18 protein-coding genes and 1 pseudogene are annotated in these 20,845 nt (G+C 71.6%); 11 read left to right on the top strand and 8 right to left on the bottom strand.

Annotated elements, in window-relative coordinates; all coding sequences use genetic code 11:
• Positions 1–13: 13 nt before the first annotated feature.
• The gene (locus tag ABD355_RS16890; protein WP_344401138.1) at positions 14–1,582 is read left to right on the top strand and encodes an alpha-L-arabinofuranosidase B; all 1,569 of its coding nucleotides are present in this window, start codon (positions 14–16) and stop codon (positions 1,580–1,582) included.
• 267 nt (positions 1,583–1,849) lie between these two features.
• On the opposite strand, the gene ABD355_RS16885 is transcribed toward ABD355_RS16890, so the two are convergent.
• Both ABD355_RS16885 and ABD355_RS16880 read right to left on the bottom strand, forming a co-directional pair.
• Positions 1,850–2,356: an NUDIX hydrolase gene (locus tag ABD355_RS16885; RefSeq protein WP_344401137.1), complete on the bottom strand. Its 507-nt coding sequence runs from the start codon at positions 2,354–2,356 to the stop codon at positions 1,850–1,852.
• 355 nt (positions 2,357–2,711) lie between these two features.
• Positions 2,712–4,127, bottom strand: coding sequence for a diacylglycerol/lipid kinase family protein (locus ABD355_RS16880; protein WP_344401136.1), 1,416 nt, complete (start codon positions 4,125–4,127; stop codon positions 2,712–2,714).
• A gap of 319 nt (positions 4,128–4,446) precedes the next feature.
• Between ABD355_RS16880 and ABD355_RS16875 the strand changes: the two genes are divergently transcribed.
• Together ABD355_RS16875 and ABD355_RS16870 are read left to right on the top strand one after the other, a co-directional pair.
• Positions 4,447–5,667 carry a metallophosphoesterase gene (locus ABD355_RS16875; protein ID WP_344401135.1) on the top strand — a complete coding sequence of 407 codons (1,221 nt, stop codon included), beginning with the start codon at positions 4,447–4,449 and terminating at the stop codon, positions 5,665–5,667.
• A 142-nt stretch (positions 5,668–5,809) separates the two neighbouring features.
• Entirely contained in the window at positions 5,810–6,382 is a 573-nt protein-coding gene (locus ABD355_RS16870; RefSeq protein WP_344401235.1) for a TetR/AcrR family transcriptional regulator, read from the top strand.
• A gap of 78 nt (positions 6,383–6,460) precedes the next feature.
• Here ABD355_RS16870 and ABD355_RS16865 read toward each other — a convergent pair whose 3' ends face one another.
• A complete protein-coding gene (locus tag ABD355_RS16865; protein WP_344401134.1) occupies positions 6,461–7,693 on the bottom strand; it encodes an acyl-CoA dehydrogenase family protein in 1,233 nt (410 codons plus the stop codon).
• A gap of 120 nt (positions 7,694–7,813) precedes the next feature.
• Between ABD355_RS16865 and ABD355_RS16860 the strand changes: the two genes are divergently transcribed.
• The 6 genes from ABD355_RS16860 (at position 7,814) to ABD355_RS16835 (ending at position 14,642) form a co-directional block, all read left to right on the top strand.
• Positions 7,814–8,602: an enoyl-CoA hydratase/isomerase family protein gene (locus tag ABD355_RS16860; protein ID WP_344401133.1), complete on the top strand. Its 789-nt coding sequence runs from the start codon at positions 7,814–7,816 to the stop codon at positions 8,600–8,602.
• A 71-nt stretch (positions 8,603–8,673) separates the two neighbouring features.
• Positions 8,674–9,306, top strand: a complete 633-nt coding sequence (locus ABD355_RS16855; protein WP_344401132.1) for a hypothetical protein — start codon at positions 8,674–8,676, stop codon at positions 9,304–9,306.
• Positions 9,307–9,425: 119 nt separating this feature from the next.
• Positions 9,426–11,906: a putative PEP-binding protein gene (locus ABD355_RS16850; RefSeq protein ID WP_344401131.1), complete on the top strand. Its 2,481-nt coding sequence runs from the start codon at positions 9,426–9,428 to the stop codon at positions 11,904–11,906.
• A complete protein-coding gene (locus ABD355_RS16845) occupies positions 11,903–13,027 on the top strand; it encodes an acyl-CoA dehydrogenase family protein (RefSeq protein ID WP_344401130.1) in 1,125 nt (374 codons plus the stop codon). Before ABD355_RS16850 ends, ABD355_RS16845 begins: the two co-directional genes overlap by 4 nt.
• A gap of 20 nt (positions 13,028–13,047) precedes the next feature.
• Positions 13,048–13,491, top strand: coding sequence for a Zn-ribbon domain-containing OB-fold protein (locus ABD355_RS16840; protein WP_344401129.1), 444 nt, complete (start codon positions 13,048–13,050; stop codon positions 13,489–13,491).
• Positions 13,488–14,642: a thiolase family protein gene (locus ABD355_RS16835; RefSeq protein WP_344401128.1), complete on the top strand. Its 1,155-nt coding sequence runs from the start codon at positions 13,488–13,490 to the stop codon at positions 14,640–14,642. Before ABD355_RS16840 ends, ABD355_RS16835 begins: the two co-directional genes overlap by 4 nt.
• Before the next feature lie 407 nt (positions 14,643–15,049).
• On the opposite strand, the gene ABD355_RS16830 is transcribed toward ABD355_RS16835, so the two are convergent.
• Entirely contained in the window at positions 15,050–15,730 is a 681-nt protein-coding gene (locus ABD355_RS16830; protein WP_344401127.1) for a TetR/AcrR family transcriptional regulator, read from the bottom strand.
• 143 nt (positions 15,731–15,873) lie between these two features.
• Here ABD355_RS16830 and ABD355_RS16825 point away from each other — a divergent pair, with 143 nt between their 5' ends.
• Together ABD355_RS16825 and ABD355_RS16820 are read left to right on the top strand one after the other, a co-directional pair.
• Positions 15,874–16,479 carry a TetR/AcrR family transcriptional regulator gene (locus ABD355_RS16825; protein WP_344401126.1) on the top strand — a complete coding sequence of 202 codons (606 nt, stop codon included), beginning with the start codon at positions 15,874–15,876 and terminating at the stop codon, positions 16,477–16,479.
• An 8-nt stretch (positions 16,480–16,487) separates the two neighbouring features.
• Positions 16,488–16,757 (top strand): annotated as a pseudogene (locus ABD355_RS16820) (FUSC family protein); the annotation flags it as partial.
• Here the strand turns inward: ABD355_RS16820 and ABD355_RS16815 are convergent.
• The 4 genes from ABD355_RS16815 to ABD355_RS16800 form a co-directional block, all read right to left on the bottom strand.
• A complete protein-coding gene (locus tag ABD355_RS16815) occupies positions 16,742–18,175 on the bottom strand; it encodes a dihydrolipoamide acetyltransferase family protein (RefSeq protein ID WP_344401125.1) in 1,434 nt (477 codons plus the stop codon). The pseudogene ABD355_RS16820 and the gene ABD355_RS16815 sit on opposite strands and share 16 nt — an antisense overlap.
• A gap of 4 nt (positions 18,176–18,179) precedes the next feature.
• Positions 18,180–19,190, bottom strand: a complete 1,011-nt coding sequence (locus tag ABD355_RS16810) for an alpha-ketoacid dehydrogenase subunit beta (protein ID WP_344401124.1) — start codon at positions 19,188–19,190, stop codon at positions 18,180–18,182.
• Positions 19,191–19,195: 5 nt separating this feature from the next.
• Positions 19,196–20,122: a thiamine pyrophosphate-dependent dehydrogenase E1 component subunit alpha gene (locus ABD355_RS16805; protein ID WP_344401123.1), complete on the bottom strand. Its 927-nt coding sequence runs from the start codon at positions 20,120–20,122 to the stop codon at positions 19,196–19,198.
• Between the two features lie 174 nt (positions 20,123–20,296).
• A complete protein-coding gene (locus ABD355_RS16800; RefSeq protein WP_344401122.1) occupies positions 20,297–20,752 on the bottom strand; it encodes a VOC family protein in 456 nt (151 codons plus the stop codon).
• Positions 20,753–20,845: the final 93 nt, after the last annotated feature.

The raw sequence follows: 20,845 nt of genomic DNA, 5'->3' as shown, positions 1-20,845 counted from the left end.
GAAGGAGCATTTCATGATCAAGTCACCGTGGATACGCAGCGCCAGACGCGCACTCCTCTCGGCCGGTGCCACCGTCGCGCTCGCCGCCGGCCTGCTCACCGCCACGCCCACCACCTCGCAGGCCGCCACCCAGCAGCCGTGCGACATCTACGCGGCAGGCGGCACTCCCTGCGTTGCCGCGCACAGCACCACCCGCGCGCTGTACGCGGCGTACAACGGCCCGCTGTACCAGGTCAAGCGTGCCTCCGACAACGCGACCAAGGACATCGGCCTGCTGAGCGCAGGTGGATACGCCGACGCCGCCGCACAGGACTCCTTCTGCGCGGGGACCAGCTGCGTCATCACCGTCCTTTACGACCAGTCCGGCAAGGGCAACAACCTCACCCAGGCGCTCAAGGGCCACTGGCCCGGCCCTGCGGCAGGTGGAAACGACAACCTGGCCAACGCGTTCGAGGCGCCGGTCACCGTCGGCGGGCACGAAACGTACGGCGTCTACGTGGCACCGGGGACCGGCTACCGGAACAACAACACCCACGGCATCGCGACCGGTGACCAGCCGGAGGGCATGTACGCGATCTTCGACGGCACGCATTTCAACGGCGGCTGCTGCTTCGACTACGGCAACGCCGAGACGAGTGGCAACGACGACGGCAACGGCACCATGGAGGCCATCTACTTCGGCAACAGCAAGGGCTGGGGCTGGGGCAGCGGCAACGGCCCCTGGGTCATGGCCGACCTGGAGAACGGCCTGTTCTCCGGCGTGAACCGCGGATTCAACGCGGGCGACCCCAGCGTCAACAACCGGTTCCAGACCGCCATCGTCAAGGGCGGCCCGAACCAGTGGGCCATCCGCGGCGGCGACGCCCGGTCGGGCGGCCTGTCCACGTACTACAGCGGCGCGCGCCCCAACGTCTCCGGATACAACCCGATGAAGAAGCAGGGCGCGATCATCCTCGGCATCGGCGGCGACAACAGCAACACCGGCCAAGGCACCTTCTACGAAGGCGTCATGACCTCGGGCTATCCCTCGGACGCCACCGAGAACGCCGTCCAGGCCAACATCACCGCCGCCGGCTACAACAGCGGCTCGACCAGCACCGGCTCGCTGACGCCCGGCTCCCGGATCTCCCTGCAGGCGACCACCGCCCCCTGCTGCACCTCGCGCTACCTCCGCCACGACGACGCCGACACCAAGGTCGTCATCTCCAGCATCAACGCCTCCAGCCCGGCCACCGACAAGGCCGACGCCACCTGGATCGTCCGCGCCGGCCTCGCCAACAGCTCCTGCCTGTCCTTCGAGTCCGCCAACAACCCCGGCCAGTTCCTGCGCCACTCCAACTTCGAGCTCTACCTGAACACCGACAACGGCGGCACCTCATTCGCGCAGGACGCCACCTTCTGCCCCACGACAGGCAACAGCGGGGTCGGCCACTCCTTCCAGTCCGTCAACTACCCGACGAAGTACCTCCGCCACTACAACTACACGGCCTACATAGCAAGCAACGGCGGCACCAACACCTGGGACTCCACGACGTCATGGGCCCAGGACACCAGCTGGCTCACCGCATCTCCCTGGAGCTGACAAGCAATCAGCCTCTCTGAGCGCCTGAGGCAGCGAGCACGGCCTCCCCGCACCAACGCGGGGAGGCCGCTCGGCCAGAGGGCACCCGAGCACCGTCGTCGCGTCGTACGTCCACCATGGCCGTCCGGCGGTGCGTGCCCTGCGGCGTCCACCATGTTCTGGTCATGGTCGAAGCACGGTCGACAGCTGACGGCATCGGGTACGGCCGTATCGAACGCGGAGGGTGTCATGCCGCCGGTCGACCGACCGCGTGCCCGCAGGGGTGTCTTACTCCGGATCGGTGTCCTCGTTGAAGTCGCCCAGATGCACAGGGGGTTGGCGAAGGTCGGCGGCGGCCAGTACGGCGGGAAGGAGAGAAGCCATCTTCTTCGGGCGAACGGTTTCCGCGGTAGTGGCCAGATCCGCTGTCGACCACCAGCGATGCCCGTATCGGGCCTCCTCCGTCCGGACGTCCATCCCGCGAACTTCGTCCGCCGTGACCCGGACAGGACGATATTCCTCGTACTGGTCGAAGACCTGGCCGTCGACACTGAAGATCGCCCGCCGGGTCCAGACGACGGGCCCCAGCCGCTCAACGGGAAGAAGTAGTGCCGTCTCCTCCCACATTTCGCGCACTGCCGCCTGAGGGTAGTCCTCGTTGTCCTCGACGGCGCCACCGACGGTGAACCACCATCTGGCCCCCGGCTTACGGGGGTCACGGCCGCACAGTAGGAGGAGGCGGTCGTCGCCGTCCATGAGGAGAACACGGGAAGTCCACCGCTTGGTCAGAGCCATGAACGGCGATGCTACTGAACCGCTGGAACGGGAGCGGGAGGGCACTGCAGGAGCGCCGTCAGGGACGTGATCGAAGGCACCTCGCCGAGGACGGCAGCCGGATACGTCTCCAGGAACACGCTCGGGGTACTTCGCGGCACAAGTCGGCGAGGAGCTGCGAGGTCGGCTCCACGCCGAGGTGGTGGAGCAAAACCCGGTGGTGATCGTCGTAGTCGGGCGTCGATGACGAGGTGGCGAAGAAGTGGTCGCCCGCGCTGATGGCCGCGGCGAACAGTTCCGGTCACCCGCCCGGTCTGGTGAACGGGCGCCTGCTGGTCGACCACCTTCGGGCACACCCCGGGTGGCTTCAGGAGCGTCAGAGCCGTAGCCGTCGCCTGCCCGGGAGGGCCGTCCGCCCGACGTTGGCGGCGAGTTTGCGCAGTCTGCGCCACTCCAGGGGAGGCAGGACCGCCGGCGTGCCAGGGCGGCTGCGCGGTACCCGCACGCGCAGTGTTCCGGGCTCGATGCGGCAGCGGACAGGGACGGTGAGCGTCAGTGCCTCGCCGTCGACACCGACCGCGATCGTGGCCTCGTCGGCGTCCACGACGACCTCCCGGGTGGTGGCCACGGTGAGCCCTTCGGCCTGTCGTCCCCACAGCAGCCCGGCGGCCTGGGCCGCGCCCTCCACCTTGACGGCGAGCACTCCGAGCACTCCCAGGTCGATCCGCTCGCGTCGCCCGAGGCCGGCGATGTCGTGGGTGGCATACGGGTTGTTGCTGACGAGCAGCGCCTGGGGTGAGTCGAGAGCGTCGGCGGGGCTGCTCACATCCGCGAGGTGCGCGGTCAGACGCGGGCCCTTCTGACGTGTGAGCAGGTCGGGCAGCATCTCCAGCGTCGTACGCGCCTTGTCGTCGCGGTACGCCGGGCTCTGCACGATCTCGGCGTAGGCGCCGAAGGAGGCGTTGTTCACGAACGGGTGGTCGTTGGCAAAGCCGAGGTCGACCCGGAGCTCGACACCGTCGGTGAGTGCGTTCAGGCAGGTCGAGGGATCGTCGCGGTCGAGCCCGAGGTCCATCGCGAAGTGGTTGCGGGTTCCAGCGGAGATCACCAGGAACGGTGTGTCGTACTCCGCGGCCACGGCCGCGACGAGGGCCTGCGTCCCGTCCCCGCCGGCCACGCCGAGCAGGTCGGCGCCCGCCGCAAGAGCGTCACGGGCCAGGGCTGCGACGTCCTCCGGACCGTCCGGCCGGGCAGGGTCGAGCAGATGCACCCGAGCCCCGAGTTTCTCCGCCCTGGCCCTGAGCCCGAACCGCTCGACCTTCCCGCCTCCCGACCGGGGGTTCATGATGAGGAACGGCCGCGCGGGAGGAGGCATCTCGTACTCGGTCGGCCGCACGACGCGCAACCGGGTGCTGGCGAGCGCGAGCTTGCCCGTCCATACGGCCAGCGCCCACAGCGCCAGCAGCAGGAAGAGCAGCCAGAGCAGGTGTGCCAGCACGAAGAGCGTGATCGCCGCGGCGGGAGCGGCGATCGCCAGGCCACCTGCGGCGACCCGGAGCCACCCTCGACGGGTGAGCGTCCACCACACCGCCACCAGGCTCACGGCAACCGAAACAGCGCCGGCCGCCACGAGCGCAGGACCACCCGACGGGGTGGTTCCGAGCGGCACGATGAGGGCCAGCCCCGCGGAGACCAAGGACGCACGCGCCGCCCATCGCTGTCGCGTGTGCACGCGTTCGTCCAGGCCCCAACCGGCCTTCGGGCCCCCACCGATGCCTCTCCAGCTGCCCACGTGATCCGCTCTGCCTTCCGGGACTCGCTGCGGTTGAGAACATTCACATGATCAGCGAGCGGGCACTGGAGGTCCACCAAGTTCGCGCAACCACCGTGGGCAGCTCTCTCACCGGCAGCACCTCCGAAGAACGACTGGAAACCCCTCACCAACCCGGCAGCCACCCCTTCCCCGGGGACGGAATCCACCGACCGACTGCGCTGAGCGGTGGCGGTGGGATCGTCATCATCCGCTCCGTGGCGAGTGAACGCCGGTCCGGGCGGCTCGATGGCGACCGGATACAGTGCGCGAGACGGCAGCACGGTTGGGGAGGCGAAGCGTGACCGACACCAGCAACACCCGGCCCGCCGAGGATGAGGCGCGAGCGCCGCGGCAGAGCCGACTGCACCGCGTGATGCGCTACCTCCCCTTGATCGCCCCTGTACTCCTGTGGACCGTGCCCTGCTGGGTGCTCCTGTACACCGGCCAGCACTGGCCGCTGCCCGTCACGCTGGTCAGCACAGCCGTGTTCGTCCTCGGCCTCGTCGGTATGCCGCTCGCGATGGTCCGCGGCCACGGTCGGCGCCAGCAGGACCCGGCAGCGATAGCCGGTGACACCCTGCTCGGCACCAGCTGGGTTCTGTTCACCTGGTCCGTTCTGCTCGGCGTCTTCCTGCGGCTCGCCCTGACCGTGGCCGGCGTCGGCGGGAGTCAGGACCGGGCCCGGATCGTCACCTGGGCCGTCCTCGGTGTGACCGCCGTACTGCTCGCCTGGGGGTACACCGAGGCCCGCCGCGTGCCCCGCGTGCGCCGACTCGACGTGCAACTCCCGCGGCTGGGTGCCGGATTGGACGGCATCCGCGTCGCCCTCATCACCGACACCCACTACGGCCCCCTCGACCGCGCCCGCTGGTCGGCCCGGGTGTGCGAGAGGGTGAACGCCCTGGAAGCCGACCTGGTCTGCCACACCGGCGACATCGCGGACGGCACGGCCGAACGCCGTCGCGCCCAGGCTCTCCCCCTCGGCACCGTGCGGGCCACCCATGCCCGCGTCTACGTCACCGGCAACCACGAGTACTACAGCGAGGCTCAGGGCTGGGTCGACCTGATGGACGAACTGGGCTGGCAGCCGCTGCGCAACCGCCATGTGCTGCTCGAACGCGGCGGCGACACCCTCGTGGTCGCCGGCGTGGACGACGTCACCGCCGAGTCCTCCGGCCTGGCAGGCCACCGCGCCCACCTCGCCGGAGCTCTGGACGGCGCCGACCCCGAGCTGCCCGTCCTGCTCCTGGCACACCAGCCCACGTTCATCGACCGGGCCGCAGCCGCCGGCATCGACCTCCAACTCTCCGGCCACACCCACGGCGGCCAGATCTGGCCCTTCCACCACCTGGTCCGCCTGGACCAGCCCGCCCTCGCCGGCCTCAGCCACCACGGCACCCGCACCCTCCTCTACACCAGCCGCGGCACCGGTTTCTGGGGCCCGCCCTTCCGCGTCTTCGCCCCCAGCGAGATCACCCTGCTCGTGCTCCGCTCACCGCACCTGCCCACCTCGCCGTAGCACGCGGGCGGACCGCTGACTGTGCAAGCGCCAGTGCACTGGCCCACGACGGCGAGGTAGCACTCCGGTCGTAGGTGGACCGCCCTTACGTCTGACGATCGTAATATTATGGAGGGGCTTGCGGAACGACGGGAGGAAGCTCGTGGCGCGCTACGCCAAGGAGCACAAGGAGGCCACACGGCAACGGATCATCGAGCAGGCCGGCCACCGGTTCAAGCAGGACGGGATCGAAGGATCAGGCATCTCCACGCTGATGGCGGACGCCGGGCTCACCAACGGAGCCTTCTACGCCCACTTCGCTTCCAAGGACGATCTCGTCGCCAACGTCGTCGCCGCCGAACTGCGCACCCAGGTGGCCGGGTACGACACCCTGCGGCCAGGCCGCCTCGGACTCGAGGACCTCGTTCGCGCGTATCTGTCGCCCGGACACCGCGACCAGCCAGGCACCGGATGCCCCTCCGCCGCTCTGCTCGACGAAATCGGCCGCTGCGAGGGCGCGACCAAGCAGGCTTACACCGAGGGCGCGAGGGCCATCCTGGACGAGATCGCCGCCCGCCTGGCACCTGACGATCCGAAATCCGCTCGCGGCAAGGCCATCGGGCTGTACACCATGCTGGTGGGCACGTTGCAGCTGTCCCGCGCCCTCTCCGACCAGAGGTCCGCCGACGAGGTCCTCGAACAGGGCATTGAGAACGCTCTCACCTTCATGCGCTGAGACGACGATCGATGGTGCCCTGCCGACGCCGCCTTCGGCAGGGAAGCGGGTGCGAACCCGATCATCCGGCCGGCGATGTCACACCGAGCTTCCGGACGCGACGGAGCGCCCGGCGACGTGGTGTCGGTACGGCCTCATCGCGCGGCGGGCAATGGCGAAACGGTGTGTCTCCGACGGGCCGTCGTAGATCCGGAAGGGCCGTACCTCCCGGAACAGGCGGGCGAGTGGGGCGTCGGCGGCCGAGACGCCGAGGGCGCCGCAGATCTGGACCGCCCGGTCGACGACCCGGTTCACCGCCTCCGCCACGAAGGTCTTGGACACCGAGGAGAGTTGGGAGGCCGCGGCGGAGCCGGTGTCCAGCTCCCAGGCCGTACGCAGGATCAGGGCGCGGCTCGCCTCGATGTCGATCTCGGAGTCGGCCAGCATCTGCTGGACCATGCCGAGGTCTCCCAGCGCCGAGCCGAAGGCCATCCGGCTCCCGGCCCGCTCCAGCGCGATGTCCTGGGCGCGGCGGGCCGCTCCCAGCCACCGCATGCAGTGGGTCAGCCGGGCGGGACCGAGCCGTACCTGGGCGCCTTCGAAGCCGCGGTCCACCGTTCCCAGCACCTGCTCCTCCCCCACCACGCACCCGTCGAAGACGATCTCGCTGTGCCCGGCGAAGAGCGACTCGTCGAGGGTCTCGATCGTCCGGACGAGGCGCATACCGGGGGTATCGGCGTCCACCAGGAACATGGTGGCGCCGCCCGGGTCGCCGGGGCCGCCGGAGGTACGGGCCATGACGATGGTGAACCCGGCTCCCTGGGCACCGGTGATGAACCACTTGCGCCCGTCGATACGCCAGCCACCGGGCACCCGGGTCGCGGTGGTACGCAGCAGGCGGGGATCGGCACCCGCTCCCGGAGCCGGTTCGGTCATGGCGAAGCAGGACCGTGTCTCTCCGGCGGCGAGCGGCCGCAGATACGTCCGCTTCTGCTCTTCGGTGGCCGCCTTCTCCAGCAGGTGCATGTTGCCCTCGTCCGGGGCCGCGCAGTTCAGCGCCAGCGGTCCGAGCAGCGAGTGACCCGCCGCTTCGAACACCACGGCCTGGCCGCGCAGGTCGAGCCCGTGGCCGCCCCAGCGCTTCGGTACGTGCGGGGCAAACACACCCGCGTCCCGGGCGGCTTTCTGCAGCCGCTCCCGCAGCGCCTCGGGGGCGTCGTGCACGGACCCGCCGCACTCGCGCTCGGTCGGGACGACCACCTCGCGCACGAACTGCGCGGTGGCGTCGGCAAGTTGGGCGACAGTCGGATCGACATCGAACTGGATGGGCACGGGACCTCCCGCCGACGGGCGTACGGGCATCCTCAGCCGTCGCCTCCTAGAAACTGTATAGCGTGTTTAGTATCTTGCCCGGAAGTCCCCGGCGACGGGAAGACGACGGGAGAGACACCCATGACCCCGACCGCGAGCACCGGGCCGGTCCGTACGGTCCGCCATCCCGACGGTGTCGTAGAGCTGAGGCTGGACGATCCCGGCCGCGGGAACGCCCTGGATCTCACAACGGCCGAAGCGCTGCGGGACACGGCCTTGGAGGTGGCCGCGGACCCGGGCGGCGCGGTCCTGCTGCGGACGACGGGCGGCAGCTTCTGCGTGGGCGGTGACCTGCGCGCGTTCGCCGGCCGCGGCACGGAGACCGGCGCCTATGTGCATGCCGTGGCGAGTGCCGCACATGCCGCGATACAGGTCCTGTACGAGCTGCCGGTGCCGTTGGTGGCCGCCGTGCGCGGAGCGGCCGCGGGCGGTGGGGTCGGCCTCGCCCTCGTGGGCGACATCGTCCTGGCGGCCCGGTCCGCGCGGTTCCGGCTCGCGTACACGGCGATCGGGCTCACCCCGGACTGCGGGGCGTCATGGTTCCTGCCACGCCTGGTGGGCCCCCGCAGGGCGGCGCAACTGATCCTCACCAACCCGGTCCTGACCGGCGACGACGCCGAACGGTGGGGCCTCGTCTCCCGATCCGTGCCCGACGCGGAACTGGACGACACCGCCCACCGGACCGCCGCCGACCTCGCCGCGGGCGCCGGTGACGCACTGCGCGCCGCGAAGGATCTGCTGCGCCTCGACACCGGTGCCGATCTGCGCCGCCACCTCGCCGAGGAAGCACGGTCCATCGTCGCCCTCGCGGACGGCAAGGACGCACAGGACCGCATCACGTCGTTTCTCGCGGCGAAAAGTGTTTCTTGAGTCCCTCTTCACTTACCAGCCTGCCGAGGCGTAACCTCCGGGCAACACAGAACCGAGCAAAAGGTGTGGCGATGCAATCTGCTGCCGTGGACCTTCCGGACGCGTCCGACGAGCCCCTCACCGAAGCCGTCGTCGACCTCGTTCTGCGTGGCATGTGGCGCGGTCGTCCGGACTCCGAGTACCGGCCGCTGGTCGATTCCGGGCTGGCGACGGTGAAGGGGCCGGTGGTGCTGCCGACCGAGCGGGCCAAGGCCGCCGTCGCGCAGCTGCTGCGGGTTCCCGCCGGCTCCGAACAGGAGGAGCGGATCACCGCGGCGTACGAGGCGTTCCTGCCGGTCAACCGGAAGATCCGGGACGTGTGCACGGCATGGCAGTGCCGCCCGGACGGCACCGCCAACGACCATTCCGACGACGTCTACGACGCCGGGGTGCGCGAGTCGCTGGAGGACGTGCACGAGGCCATCCAGCCCGTGCTGCGCAGGCTGGACCGGGTGCTCGCGGGCAGTGGGCGGTACCTGACGGACCTGGAGGACGCCCTCGACCGCTTCGACGACGGCGCGCCTCAGTGGCTGGCCTCGCCGCTGTGCGACTCCTACCACACCGTGTGGATGCGGCTGCACCAGGAACTGCTGCTGGTGCTGGGCATCAGCCGCGCCGAGGACGAGGCCCGTGAAGAGGAGCTCGTCACCGGGGGGCGGGGGTGAGCGTCACCGACCACGAGGCGGGCCCACCCGCACCGTCCGAAGCGCCCCTCACTTCGTCCGGTAATCCCGGACCTCCCGGCCGGCTCCTCGTTCCATACGGGCAAGGACGCATCCGAGGGTTGGACGCCGACGAGCTGGGCGCGCACGGCGCGGCGATGGACGGGCTGGTGGCCCTCGGTCTGCCGGTCGTGCCGGGGCTCACGGTGCCCGCGACCTCCGCCGCGGCGCTGTGCCAACCCGCCACCGCCGAAGCCTCCGTGGACCTCGTCGAACAGCTCTCGGGACGGCGGATCGGGGACACGGCCCGGCCGCTGCTGCTGCGCCTGTCGGCGAGCGCGCCGACCGAGATCGCCGGCCTGCCACCGGACCTGGCCTGTCTCGGCGTGGCACCGGGCACGGCGGAGGCCCTCTGCGCCGTCATCGGGCAAGCGGACGCCTTGTACGAGGTGTGGGCCGCCACCGTACGCGTGATCGCCGAACACGCCCTGGACGTTCCCGGTGCGCTGCTCGACGACGCCCTCCTCGACACGCCGGGGCCGCGGGCGCGGGTGCAGGTGCTGCTGTCCCTGGTGGCGGAGCACGGCTCCCGGCCCTTCCCCGACGACCCGGCGCAGCAGCTGGCGCTTGCCGCCCGTGCCCTGCTCGCCCGGTGGGACTCGCCGCGGGCGCGAAGGTCCCGCCGGGCCCAGCGGCTCCCCGCCGACCTGGCCCTCGCTCTGCATGTGCAGGCCCTGCGCATCGGCCCGGCGGACCACTCCGGCTACGGCACGGCGGTCAGCCGCGATCCCGAGACCGGGCGTCTGTCCCCACACGGCTCCTTCTACCGGGGGGTGCGCCGCAGCTCCCCGCCGCCGCACTTGGCCGAACCGCTGGACCGGCTCGCGGGCGGCACCGCACTCCTGGAACACTCCCTGCTCACCCTGGAGCGGCACCTGCGCGCGCCGGTGTCGGTCGACTTCGAGATGCGCGACGACGAGATCTCCCTGCTCGCCGCCTCCGCCCAACTCCGCCCGCCGCTGCGGGCGTCGGTGTGTCTGGCAGCGGACCTCGCGCGCGACGGGGCGCTCGGCCACGAGGAGGCCGTCCGGCGGATCACCCCCGCGCAGGTACAGGAACTGCTCCACCCCCGACTGCGGCTCACCGGCGGGGAGGAACCCCTCGTGAGGGGCCTGCCCGCGTCGCCGGGAGCGGCGACCGGAACGGTGGCGCTCTCCAGCGAGAGGGCCCTGGAACTGGCCGCGGACGGCATCCGGGTCGTGCTGGTGGCCGCCGAGACGACCCCGGCGGATGTGCCCGGCATGCTGGCCTCCGTCGCCGTGCTCACCGGCAGCGGCGGCATCGCCTCGCATGCCGCCGTGGTCGCGCGGGGCGCCGGCAAGCCCGCCGTGTGCGGCGCCGAGGGGCTGCGCGTGGACCGGGCGGGCGGAACGGTCCGCTTCGGAGAGCGCGTGGTGCGCGAGGGAGACCCGATCTCGCTGGACGGCCGCACCGGTGCCGTCTACGCCGGCACGCTGAGCGTCAGCGTCGCAGGACCGCCGCCCGAGCTGTCCACGTTGCTGACCTGGGCGGACGACATCCGCCGACTGGGCGTACGGGTCAACGCCGACACAGCCGCCGAGGTGGAGACGGCCCTCGCGCTGGGCGCGGAGGGTGTCGGACTGTGCCGTACGGAGCACCAGTTCCTCGGCGAGCGGCTGCCGCTGATCCGCCGGGTGCTCCTGGCCGCCGACCCGGCCGCCCGGGACGAGGCCCTGGTGGCCCTGGAGCACGCCCAGCATGAGGACTTCACCGCGCTGCTGGCCGCCGTGGGCGACCGCCCGGTGACCGTACGCCTGCTGGATGCCCCGCTGCACGAGTTCCTTCCCGCCCCCGGGCAGGCCCTGGACGCGGCCGAGGAGCAGCGGGCCGCCGCACTGCGCGAGGCGAACCCGATGCTCGGGCTGCGCGGGGTGCGGCTGGCGCTGCTGCACGAGCGGCTCTACCCGGCGCAGGCCGAGGCGCTCTTCACCGCCTGGGCCGATGTCGCCGCCACCGGGGTCCGGCCGGAACTGGAGGTGATGATCCCGCTCGTCAGCCTGCCGGAGGAACTGGCCGCCGTGGCCGCGTACGTACGTGACGCCGCCGCCGCGGTCGCCGCCCGCACCGGGGTGCAGGTCCCGTACCGGCTCGGCACGATGATCGAGACCCCGCGCGCCGCACTGCTGGCCGGGGAACTCGCCGAGCACGCCGAGTTCTTCTCCTTCGGTACCAACGACCTCACCCAGCTCACCTACGGGTTCTCCCGGGACGACGTCGAACGCCAGGTGCTCGCCTCGTACCAGGAACGCGGGTTCCTGAGCGCCAGCCCGTTCGCCCGGCTCGACCCGCACGGGGTGGGCGCCCTGGTCGGTCTGGCCGCCGAGCGGGCCCGGAGCGTACGGCCCGGCGTCAAGCTGGGCGTGTGCGGTGAGCACGGCGGTGACCCGGAGTCGATCGCGTTCTGCGACGGCCTCGGCCTCGACTACGTCTCGTGTTCCGCGCACCGCGTGCCGGTGGCCCGGATGGCGGCCGCGCACAGCGCGCTGCGCGCACGCGAGGACACCAGCGGGAGCAGACGATGACGAGCATCGTGCCTGAGACCGAGGGCACAGCCCTGTCGGAGACCGAACTGGAGGACCTCCGCGAGACCGTCCGCGCGGTGTGCGCGGACGCCGGCGGCACCGCCGCGGTACGCCGGCTGACCGAGGAGGCCCCCGGCGTCGACGCCGGGTTGTGGGACACCCTCGGCCGACAGGTCGGCCTCGCGGCACTGGGCCTGCCCGGATCTGCGGGAGGCATCGGCGGCCTCGCCGGGATCGCCGCCGTCTGCGAGGAGTTGGGCCGGATGCTTGCGCCGGTACCGCTGCTGTCCTCCACCGTGCTGGCCGGACAGGTGCTGGCCGGGTGCGGCACGGCCGACAAGGCGCTGGGCAAGCTGGCGGAGGGCGTCGTACACGCCCTGGCCGTGGTCGCACCCGACGGCACGTGGCGGGCCGACGCCGTGCCGGTGGCCGTGTCCTGGCAGGGCAGCGTTCCCCTCCTGGACGGCACCGCGCCGTTCGTCCTCGACGGCGCCGACGCCGAGACGCTGGTGGTGGCCGCGACGGGGGCCGACGGCGTGGACGTCTTCCTGGCCGATCCGCGAGAGCCGGGTGTCTCGGTGCGCCGGGTGCCCACGTTGGACCTCAGCCGGGGTCAGGCGGTGGTCACCTTCGACGGCGCCCAGGCTCGGGCACTGACCGCGGGCGGCGAGGGGGCGGACGTCGTCTCCCGCGCACTGGACGTGGCCCTGGTGGCCCTGGCCGCCGAGCAACTGGGTGGAGCCCAGGCCGCGTTGGACATGACGGTGGCCCATGTGCGCGACCGCACCCAGTTCGGCAGGGCGATCGGCGGCTTCCAGGCGGTCAAGCACGCCTGCGCCGACATGCTGCTCCAGGTCGAGGCCGCACGGTCGGCCGTGGTGCGCGCGGTCCGGGCGGACGGCTCACCTCGGGCACTGGCGGAAGCGGCGGCGGTGGCACAGGCGTGGTGCGGTGAGGCGTTCGTCTCCGTCGCCGCCGAGTGCGTGCAACTCCACGGCGGAATGGGCTTCACCTGGGAACACGATGCGCACCTGTACTTCCGGCGCGCGCAGTCCGACGGGGTGCTGCTGGGCGGCGCCGCGCACCACCGGGAACGGCTGGCCGCCCTGCTGGGCTGGTGACGTGGAAGGAGGGCGGGAACATGGCCACCAGACTCATCGACGAGTCACTGTTCGAGAACCCGGACGACCGTGAGCACGAGGGCGGGGACACGCCGCGTCTTGTGGGCGCCCGCTGCTCCGCGTGCCACACGGTCGTCTTTCCCCGGCAGGACTCGTGCCCCAGGTGCGCGGAGGGGGTGATGTCCGAGCAGGTGCTGCCGGTCAGAGGGCTGGTGTGGTCGTGGACGCTCCAGGCGTTCCCGCCGAAACCGCCGTACCGGCCGCCGGCCGACGGCTACCGGCCGTACCACGTGGGCTACGTGGACCTCGGCGAGGTGCTGGTCGAAGCGCGGCTGGCGGTGCCCCGCGATGAGATCCGGATCGGTCTGCCGGTCCGGCTCACCCTGGTGCCCGCGTACCGGCACGACGACGGGACCGAGGTCGTCACCTTCGCGTTCCGCGCGGAGCGGGACGGAGAGCTGTGAAGCGGCCCGACGACGTGTACGTGGTGGGATGCGGGATGCATCCCTTCGGCCGCGACGACAGCGTCACCGGCATGGACATGGCCGAACGGGCGGTACGCTCGGCGCTGGCCGACGCGGGTGTCGCCTGGGCGGACATCGGCTACGCGGCCGGCGGCTCCGACGTGTCCGGCAAGCCGGACACCCTGGTGGGCCGTCTGGGGCTGACGGGAGTACCTTTCGCCAACGTGCAGAACGGCTGCGCGACCGGTGCCTCCACGGTCCTCGCGGTGGCCAACGCCCTGCGCGCGGGCGAGGCCTCCCTGGGACTGGCGGTGGGCTTCGACAAGCACGAACGCGGCGCGTTCCACGTCTCCGCGGCCCGCTACGGCCTGGGCGACTGGTACGCCGAGACCGGCATGATGCTGACCACCCAGTTCTTCGCGCTCAAGACCCAGCGGTACCTGTACGAGCACGGAATGTCCGAGCGGGCGCTGGCGATGGTGGCCGAGCGGGCGTTCCGCAACGGCGCCCAGCACCCCCTGGCATGGCGGCGCAAACCGCTGACGGAGCGGGAGATCCTGGACTCCGCCGAGGTCAACCCTCCGCTCACCAAGTACATGTTCTGTTCGCCCGGACAGGGCGCGGCGGCCCTGGTCCTGGCGCTCGGCGACCGGGCGTTCGACCTGTGCGAACAGCCGGTCAGGCTGGCCTCGTTGGCCTTCCGGACGCGGCGGTTCGGTTCGTTCGAGGTGTTCTCCCCCTGGCTGCCGCCGGGCCCCCACCGCAGCCCCAGTGTCGACGCCGCGGAGGCGGCCTTCCGCGCGGCGGGCGTACGGCCCGCGGACGTGCAGGTCGCGCAGCTTCAGGACACGGACAGCGGTTCGGAGCTGGTCCACCTCGCGGAGACCGGACTGTGCGGCCACGGCGAGCAGGAGGAGCTGCTGACCGCCGGGGCCACCGATCCCACGGGCCGGATGCCGGTCAACACCGACGGCGGTTGTCTGGCCGGCGGGGAGCCCGTCGGTGCCTCCGGACTGCGTCAGTTCCACGAGGTGGTACGGCAGTTGCAGGGCCGGGCACCCGGCGCGCAGGTGCCGGGCGCTCCCCGGGTGGGCTTCACACATGTCTACGGGGCACCCGGGATCAGCGCCTGCTCGGTCCTGACGGTGTGAGAGGCGGCCGGCAAGCCATGGGGCACGGTGACACAACCGCGCTGGTGACCGGTGGGGCACGCGGGACTCGGGCTGGAGATGGGCCGGCAGCCGGCGGGCCGGGGACTGCGCGTCCTGGTCGGGCGCGCGACCGGACGGCCGCCAAGGAGGCGTGCCGCACCGTCGGCCGATGGCCCCGCCTCTGATCAAGGACTGCGGCCGGCATCCCGCCTGCCGGATCTCCAAGACAGCACTCCACGCACTCACCCGCGTACTCGCGGCCGAGCCGGTCGGCTGGGCGGCCCGTCCGCGCCGGGCGGGCCGGAGGAGGGCGCGGACACTCCGGTACGGCAGACGACGCTTCCCGACGGCGACGAGACAACCGATGGGCGTTCGCCGACCGCAGGCCACCGCCCTGGTGAACCCTCTCAGGTCCGTGACGTGGCCTTCTTGGCCGACCCCTGCTGCCCCGCCGGCGTCTCCTCGGCGGCCACGATGCGCAGCGCCAGCTCCCTGACCGCCTGCAGCACGGCCCGGGAGGGCAGCCGGGACAGCGGTCCTCCTTCCGCCCGCAACGCGGTGACCAGCATCGTCGTACTGATCAGCGTGCGGACGGCGAGCGCCTGTCCCGCGTGCCGGGCCTTCGCCGCGCGAGGGCTGCGCGTGCTGCCCTCGGGCAGGTAGTCGTAGCCACGCTGGATGTGGCGCTGCTCGAACTCGTCCCGCAGCACCTTCACGCTGCCGTTGGCGGAGGCGACCTGGACCTGGTAGAGCCGGGCCTCGTCGGGGTTCTTCTCCACCCACTCCCATACGGCGTCGATGACGCGGACCAGGCCCTCGGCGTCACCCGGCTCGGAGTCCGGCCGGGCCGCCTCCACCACCGCGTTCAGCTGGTCGAAGACCCGGCGCATGGCGAGTTCGAGCAGTTCCTCCTTGCCGTCGAAGTGGTAGTAGACGGCCGTGGGGACCACCTCGGCCTCGTCCGCGATGTCCTGGATGCTCGTCTCCGCGAATCCGTTGCGGCCGAAGACCCGTACGGCGGCGCCGATGATGTGCTGCCGGCGCGAGGGCCGGTGGGCGGGCTGCTTGCCGTTCTTCGTGGTGGCCATCCTGCTCCCTGCCCGGCTGCCGTCGGTCCGCACCCGTGATCTCTGGTACTGACCATTGTATCCAGTAACTCCCACCCGCCGACCGCACAATTCCTGCTGCACACTGGCCTCCGGCGCAGTCAGGTCCCGGCATACTTGACACCATGACGACATCCGGAACCCGCGCCGCTCACCGCCCCTCGCGCAAGCAGTGGGTGATCGAGGCGGCCACCGAGTTGTTCGCCACCCAGCCGCCGGACGAGGTGACGGTGGCCGACATCGCCTCTCGCGCGGAGATGACCTCTGCCGCGGTGTACTACCACTTCTCCTCCAAGGACCAGGTCCTGGCGGAGGCCATGCGGGCGTTCGCCGCGGCGCTGCGGGAGCAGTTGCGGGCGATCACGGAGGCCCACGAGCCCGGTGCGCACACCGGAGCGGCGATCACCGCCCTCCTGGCGTGGATGGCCGAGAACCGGTCCGCCGCCACCGTGTTCTTCGTGTCGTCGGCCGGTATGAGCCAGGAGGCGGAGGCGCTGCGCCAGGAGAGCCGTACGCAGTTGCTGGAGGAGCTGGTGCGGCTGGTCCGCAAGGCGCGCGCTTCCGTCTCCGACGCCGAGGCGGCGGTGAACGGCCTGGGCCTGCTGGCGCTGCTGGAAACCGCGGCCACCTCGCAGGTCAGGGGGGATGACGTGTACCGGTCGCTGGGCCACCGCTCATTCGTCCGCGAGGTCGGCGACCTCGCGGAGCGGATCGCCGACCCGGCCCGATAGACCTCGGACAGTACGCCGCCGCCCTGCCGCTCGCCGAGGCCGCCACCGCGCTCGCCTGGGCCGGGGAGGCCGTCCCCGGGCGGGCATCCGAAGGGCCACGGCGGCTCGCGGCCGCCGTACGGGAGAACACGCACACCGGGCCGCTGCCCGCACCCCACCTCCCCCACGCTCGGCTTCGCTCGCGCGGGGGGACCCCCATGGCTCCCGCCCTGCGCGCCCTCGACGACGCCCTGCTCCATGCCGCCGACGCCTTCGACCAGGATCACACCAGCAGACGGAGGGGCTTGCCCAGCAACTCGCCCACCGTGCGCAGATACTCGGCGGCGGGTGCGCCGTCGACGGCACGGTGGTCGAAGGTGAGGCTCAGGGTGAGCACCCGGGTTCGCAACGGCCGGTCCTCCACCCACTCGACGCCGTCCCTGAGCCTGCCCACGCCGAGGATCCCGACATTGCCGGGGTTGATCACCGGAGTGAAGAAGTCGACGCCGTATCCGCCGAGCGAGGTGACGGTGAACGTCGCCCCCTCCAGCTGTGCGAGGGAGATCCGCCCCTCGCGCGCGGTCTGCGCCAGTTCCTTCGACCGGCGGGCGATCTCATGCAGCGGCAGCGCCGCCGCGTCCTCGATGACGGGCACCATGAGTCCGCCGGGTACGGCCACGGCGAAGCCCAGGTGGATGCCGTCGAGCAGATGGATGCCGTCGTCCAGGACGGTCGCGTTGAGCAGGGGGTGCTCGCGCAGGGCCAGGGCCGCGGCCTTCAGCACGAAGTCGCCCAGGCCGGGGACCGGCAGTTCAGCGTCGGCCCACTCCTCCTTGAGCCGCCGGCGCAGGGACACGACGGCGTCCATCCGCACCTCGTAGCCGTGCGTCAGCTGTGCCATCTCCTGGAGGCTGGCGTGCATCCTGCGGGCGATGGTGCCGCGCATCCCGGTCAGCGGGAGGACGTCGCCGGGCCGAGGAGCCGCGTTCCGGCGAACGGGGGCAGCGGTGGCCGCGTCGAGATCCGACCGGCGGACGCGGCCGCCCGGACCCGTGCCGTTCACCTCGGACAGGTCGATGCCGCGTTCCTTCGCCAGCTTGCGGACCAGCGGGGAGGAGGGCGTGGCCTCCTGCGGGACCGGCATGACGGGGGCCTCGGGAAGGGCCTCGAAGAACTCCTCCACATCCTCGGAGACGATCCGGCCTCCCGGGCCCGAGCCGCGGACGGCGGTGAGCTCGACGCCGACGGCTGCGGCGACCCGCCGGGCGTACGGCGAGGACAGGAGCCGGCCGCCGGTGCCGACGGGTGCGGGCGCCGCGCCGGTACCGCCGTGGTCGGCCGGGGCGCCCGCACCACCGACCGCGGCCGACATGTCGGCTGTACCCGCACTGCCACCACCCGCCGCAGCCAGGGCACTTGTGCCCCGGACGGCCCCGGACCCGGCGGGCGTCGGCACCCCCGTCGCCTCCGGTGGCTGTTCACCTTCGGCCAGCAGCCAGCCGATGAGGGTCCCGGCCGGCACGGTGGCCCCGGCCTGGACCACCGGGTGGAACAGCCCCCCGGCCTCCGCCTCGACGTCCACGTCGACCTTGTCGGTGGCCAGCCGCAGCAGCGCGTCGCCCTCGGCGACGGCCGCGCCGGTGGGCACCAGCCATTCGTCGATCGTGCCTTCCTGCATGGTCAGGCCGATCTTCGGCAGCAGAACCTCGACCGCCACGTCGTCACGACCTTTCGAGGAGACGCCGGCACCCCTGGGCGATGCGGGCACGATCGGGCACGTACGCCTTCTCCAGGACCGGCGAGAAGGGCACCGGGGAGAAGGGGGCGCCGATGCGCAGGACCGGCGCGTCCAGGTAGTCGAAGACCACGTCCTGGATCTGGGCGGCGATCTCCGCGCCGAGCCCGCCGAAGGTGACGGCCTCGTGCACCACGAGCACCCGGTTGGTGCGGCGGACGGAGGCGAACATCGTCTCCGTGTCCAGCGGCTGCACGGTGCGCGGGTCGATCACCTCGATCTCCACGCCCTCGGCGGCGAGTTCGTCGGCCGCCGCGAGTGCCTCCCCCACCATGCGGCCCAGCGCGATCACGGTGACGTCGGAGCCCTGCCGGGCGGTGTGCGCCTGGCCCAGGGGGATGCCGTAGATCTCCTCGGGTACTTCGCCGGTGCTGCCGAGCAGCACCTTGTTGAGCATGACGACGACCGGGTTGTCGTCGCGGATGGCGGAGACGGTCAGGCCCTTGGCGGTGTACGCGTCGCACGGCATCACCACCTTGAGGCCGGGCACGTGCGCCAGCCACGCCTCCAGGCTCTGGCTGTGCTGGGCCGCGGCGCCGAGGCCCGCTCCCGAGGCGGTGGTGATGGTGAGCGGCACGGACAGCGCGCCGCCGAACATGTACTTCATCTTCGCCGCCTGGTTGACGATCTGGTCGAGGCAGACGCCGATGAAGTCCATGAACATGAGGTCGACGACGGGGCGCAGACCCCGGGCGGCGGCGCCCACGCCGAGGCCGACCAGGGCGGCTTCGGAGATCGGGGTGTCGATCATGCGGCGGGGCCCGAACTCGTCGAGCAGGTTGTCGAACATGCGGAACACGCCGCCGTATCCGGCCACGTCCTCCCCGGCGACGAAGACGTTCTCGTCCTCGCGCATGGCCTGCGCGAGGCCCTCGTTGAAGGCCTTGACGTAGGTGAGCTTGCGCGTGGCGGCGGGCGCCTCGGTGGTGGTGGTCATGGCGGTCATCCCGAGTAGACGTTCAGCAGCAGGTCGGCGGGGTCGGGCAGCGGGCTCGCCTCGGCGTACGCGATGGCTTCGGCGATCTCGTCGCGCGTGCGCTGCCATACGTCGTCCAGTTCCGCGCGGGTGGCGGTGCCGTCGGCGAGGGCCCGGGTCTCGATCAGGTCGATGGGGTCGCGGGCCTTCCACTCGGCGACCTCCTCGTCCGAGCGGTAGGGGTGGCGCAGGCCCTTGACGCCCTGGTGGTCGAAGTAGCGGTAGGTCTTGGCCTCGATCATCATCGGGCCGGCGCCGGACCGGGCCCGTGCGACGGCGTCGGTCGCGGCGCGGTGGACGGCGACCGCGTCCATGCCGTCGACGATCACGCTGGGCATGCCGTAGGCGGCGGCCCGGTCGGCGACGTCGGTGAGCAGCATGTGCCCGGATTGCGGGGTGAACTCGGCGTAGCCGTTGTTCTCGCAGACGAAGACCACGGGCAGGCCGAGGATGGCGGCCATGTTGGCGCCCTCGTGGAAGGCGCCGATGTTGGTGGAGCCGTCGCCGAAGAAGGTCACGGCGACGCTGTCCTCGCCCTTGTAGCGGGCGGCGAAGGCGGCGCCCACGGCGATGGGGACGCCTGCCCCGACGATGCCGTTGGCGCCGAGCATGCCGCGGGTGAGGTCGTTGATGTGCATGCTGCCGCCGCGGCCGAGGCAGGCGCCGGTGACGCGGCCGTACAGTTCGGCGTACATCGCGCGGAAGCCGACACCCTTGGCCACGGCGTGTCCGTGGCCGCGGTGGGTGGAGGTGATCTGGTCGTCGTCGCGCAGGGCCGTCATCACGCCGGCTGCGACGGCTTCCTGGCCGACATAGAGGTGCAGGAAGCCGGGCAGCTTGCCGGCCTCCATGAGTTTTCCCGCCTCGGTCTCGAACAGCCGTATACGCACCATGCGTTCGTGCAGATCCCTGATGACCGCGGTACTGACCTGCGGGGATTTCTTCGACGCCGTTGACGCTCGTTGAGCCATCATCCGCCCCTTCGCCCGAGGGAGGTAGCCAAGCAATCGAGTTACTTGTACCGGTCTACAGTAACCAGCATTGAGGCACCTTACTGAACAGCGTCTCTAATTACTACGCCTCGGGCCCGGGTCGCCGCCCCGCTCGTCCACCAACTCCACGACGTTGCCCTCCGGGTCGGCCCAGAAGCTGATGCGCCGACCACCCGCACGGACGACGACCGGGTCCGACAGAGGCCGGGCGCCCGCCCCGGCCAGTGCCGCCACCACCGGGTCCAGGTCGTCGAGGTGAAAGGTGAGATACGACAGCCCCGGCCGCCCGGCGGACCAGGGCGCCGCACCCGTCGACACCCGCGCCGACCGGGGTAGGACCAACTTGACGCGCCCCCCGGAAGGCACCCGGAGCCAGGCGACCACCAGCTCGCCACCGAGCCCCGCCGGACCTCCGACGGACTCGGGCACACGCGAGCGGCGCTCGGCGCGGCAGCCGATCACGTCGCAGTAGAAGCGCTCCATCAGCCCGAGGTCCCGCACCACCACACCCACCTCGAACGGCCGCGTCATGACCATCACACGCACCCCCACCGGACACCGAGCGGCAACTTCCACACTTTCTATTGACAGACCACACTAAGTCCTGTTGCAGTTTCGGACACA

The sequence above is a fragment of the Streptomyces longisporus genome, from assembly GCF_039532765.1.
Taxonomy (GTDB): Bacteria; Actinomycetota; Actinomycetes; order Streptomycetales; family Streptomycetaceae; genus Streptomyces; species Streptomyces longisporus.
This window is presented reverse-complemented; position numbering and strand designations above follow the sequence as displayed.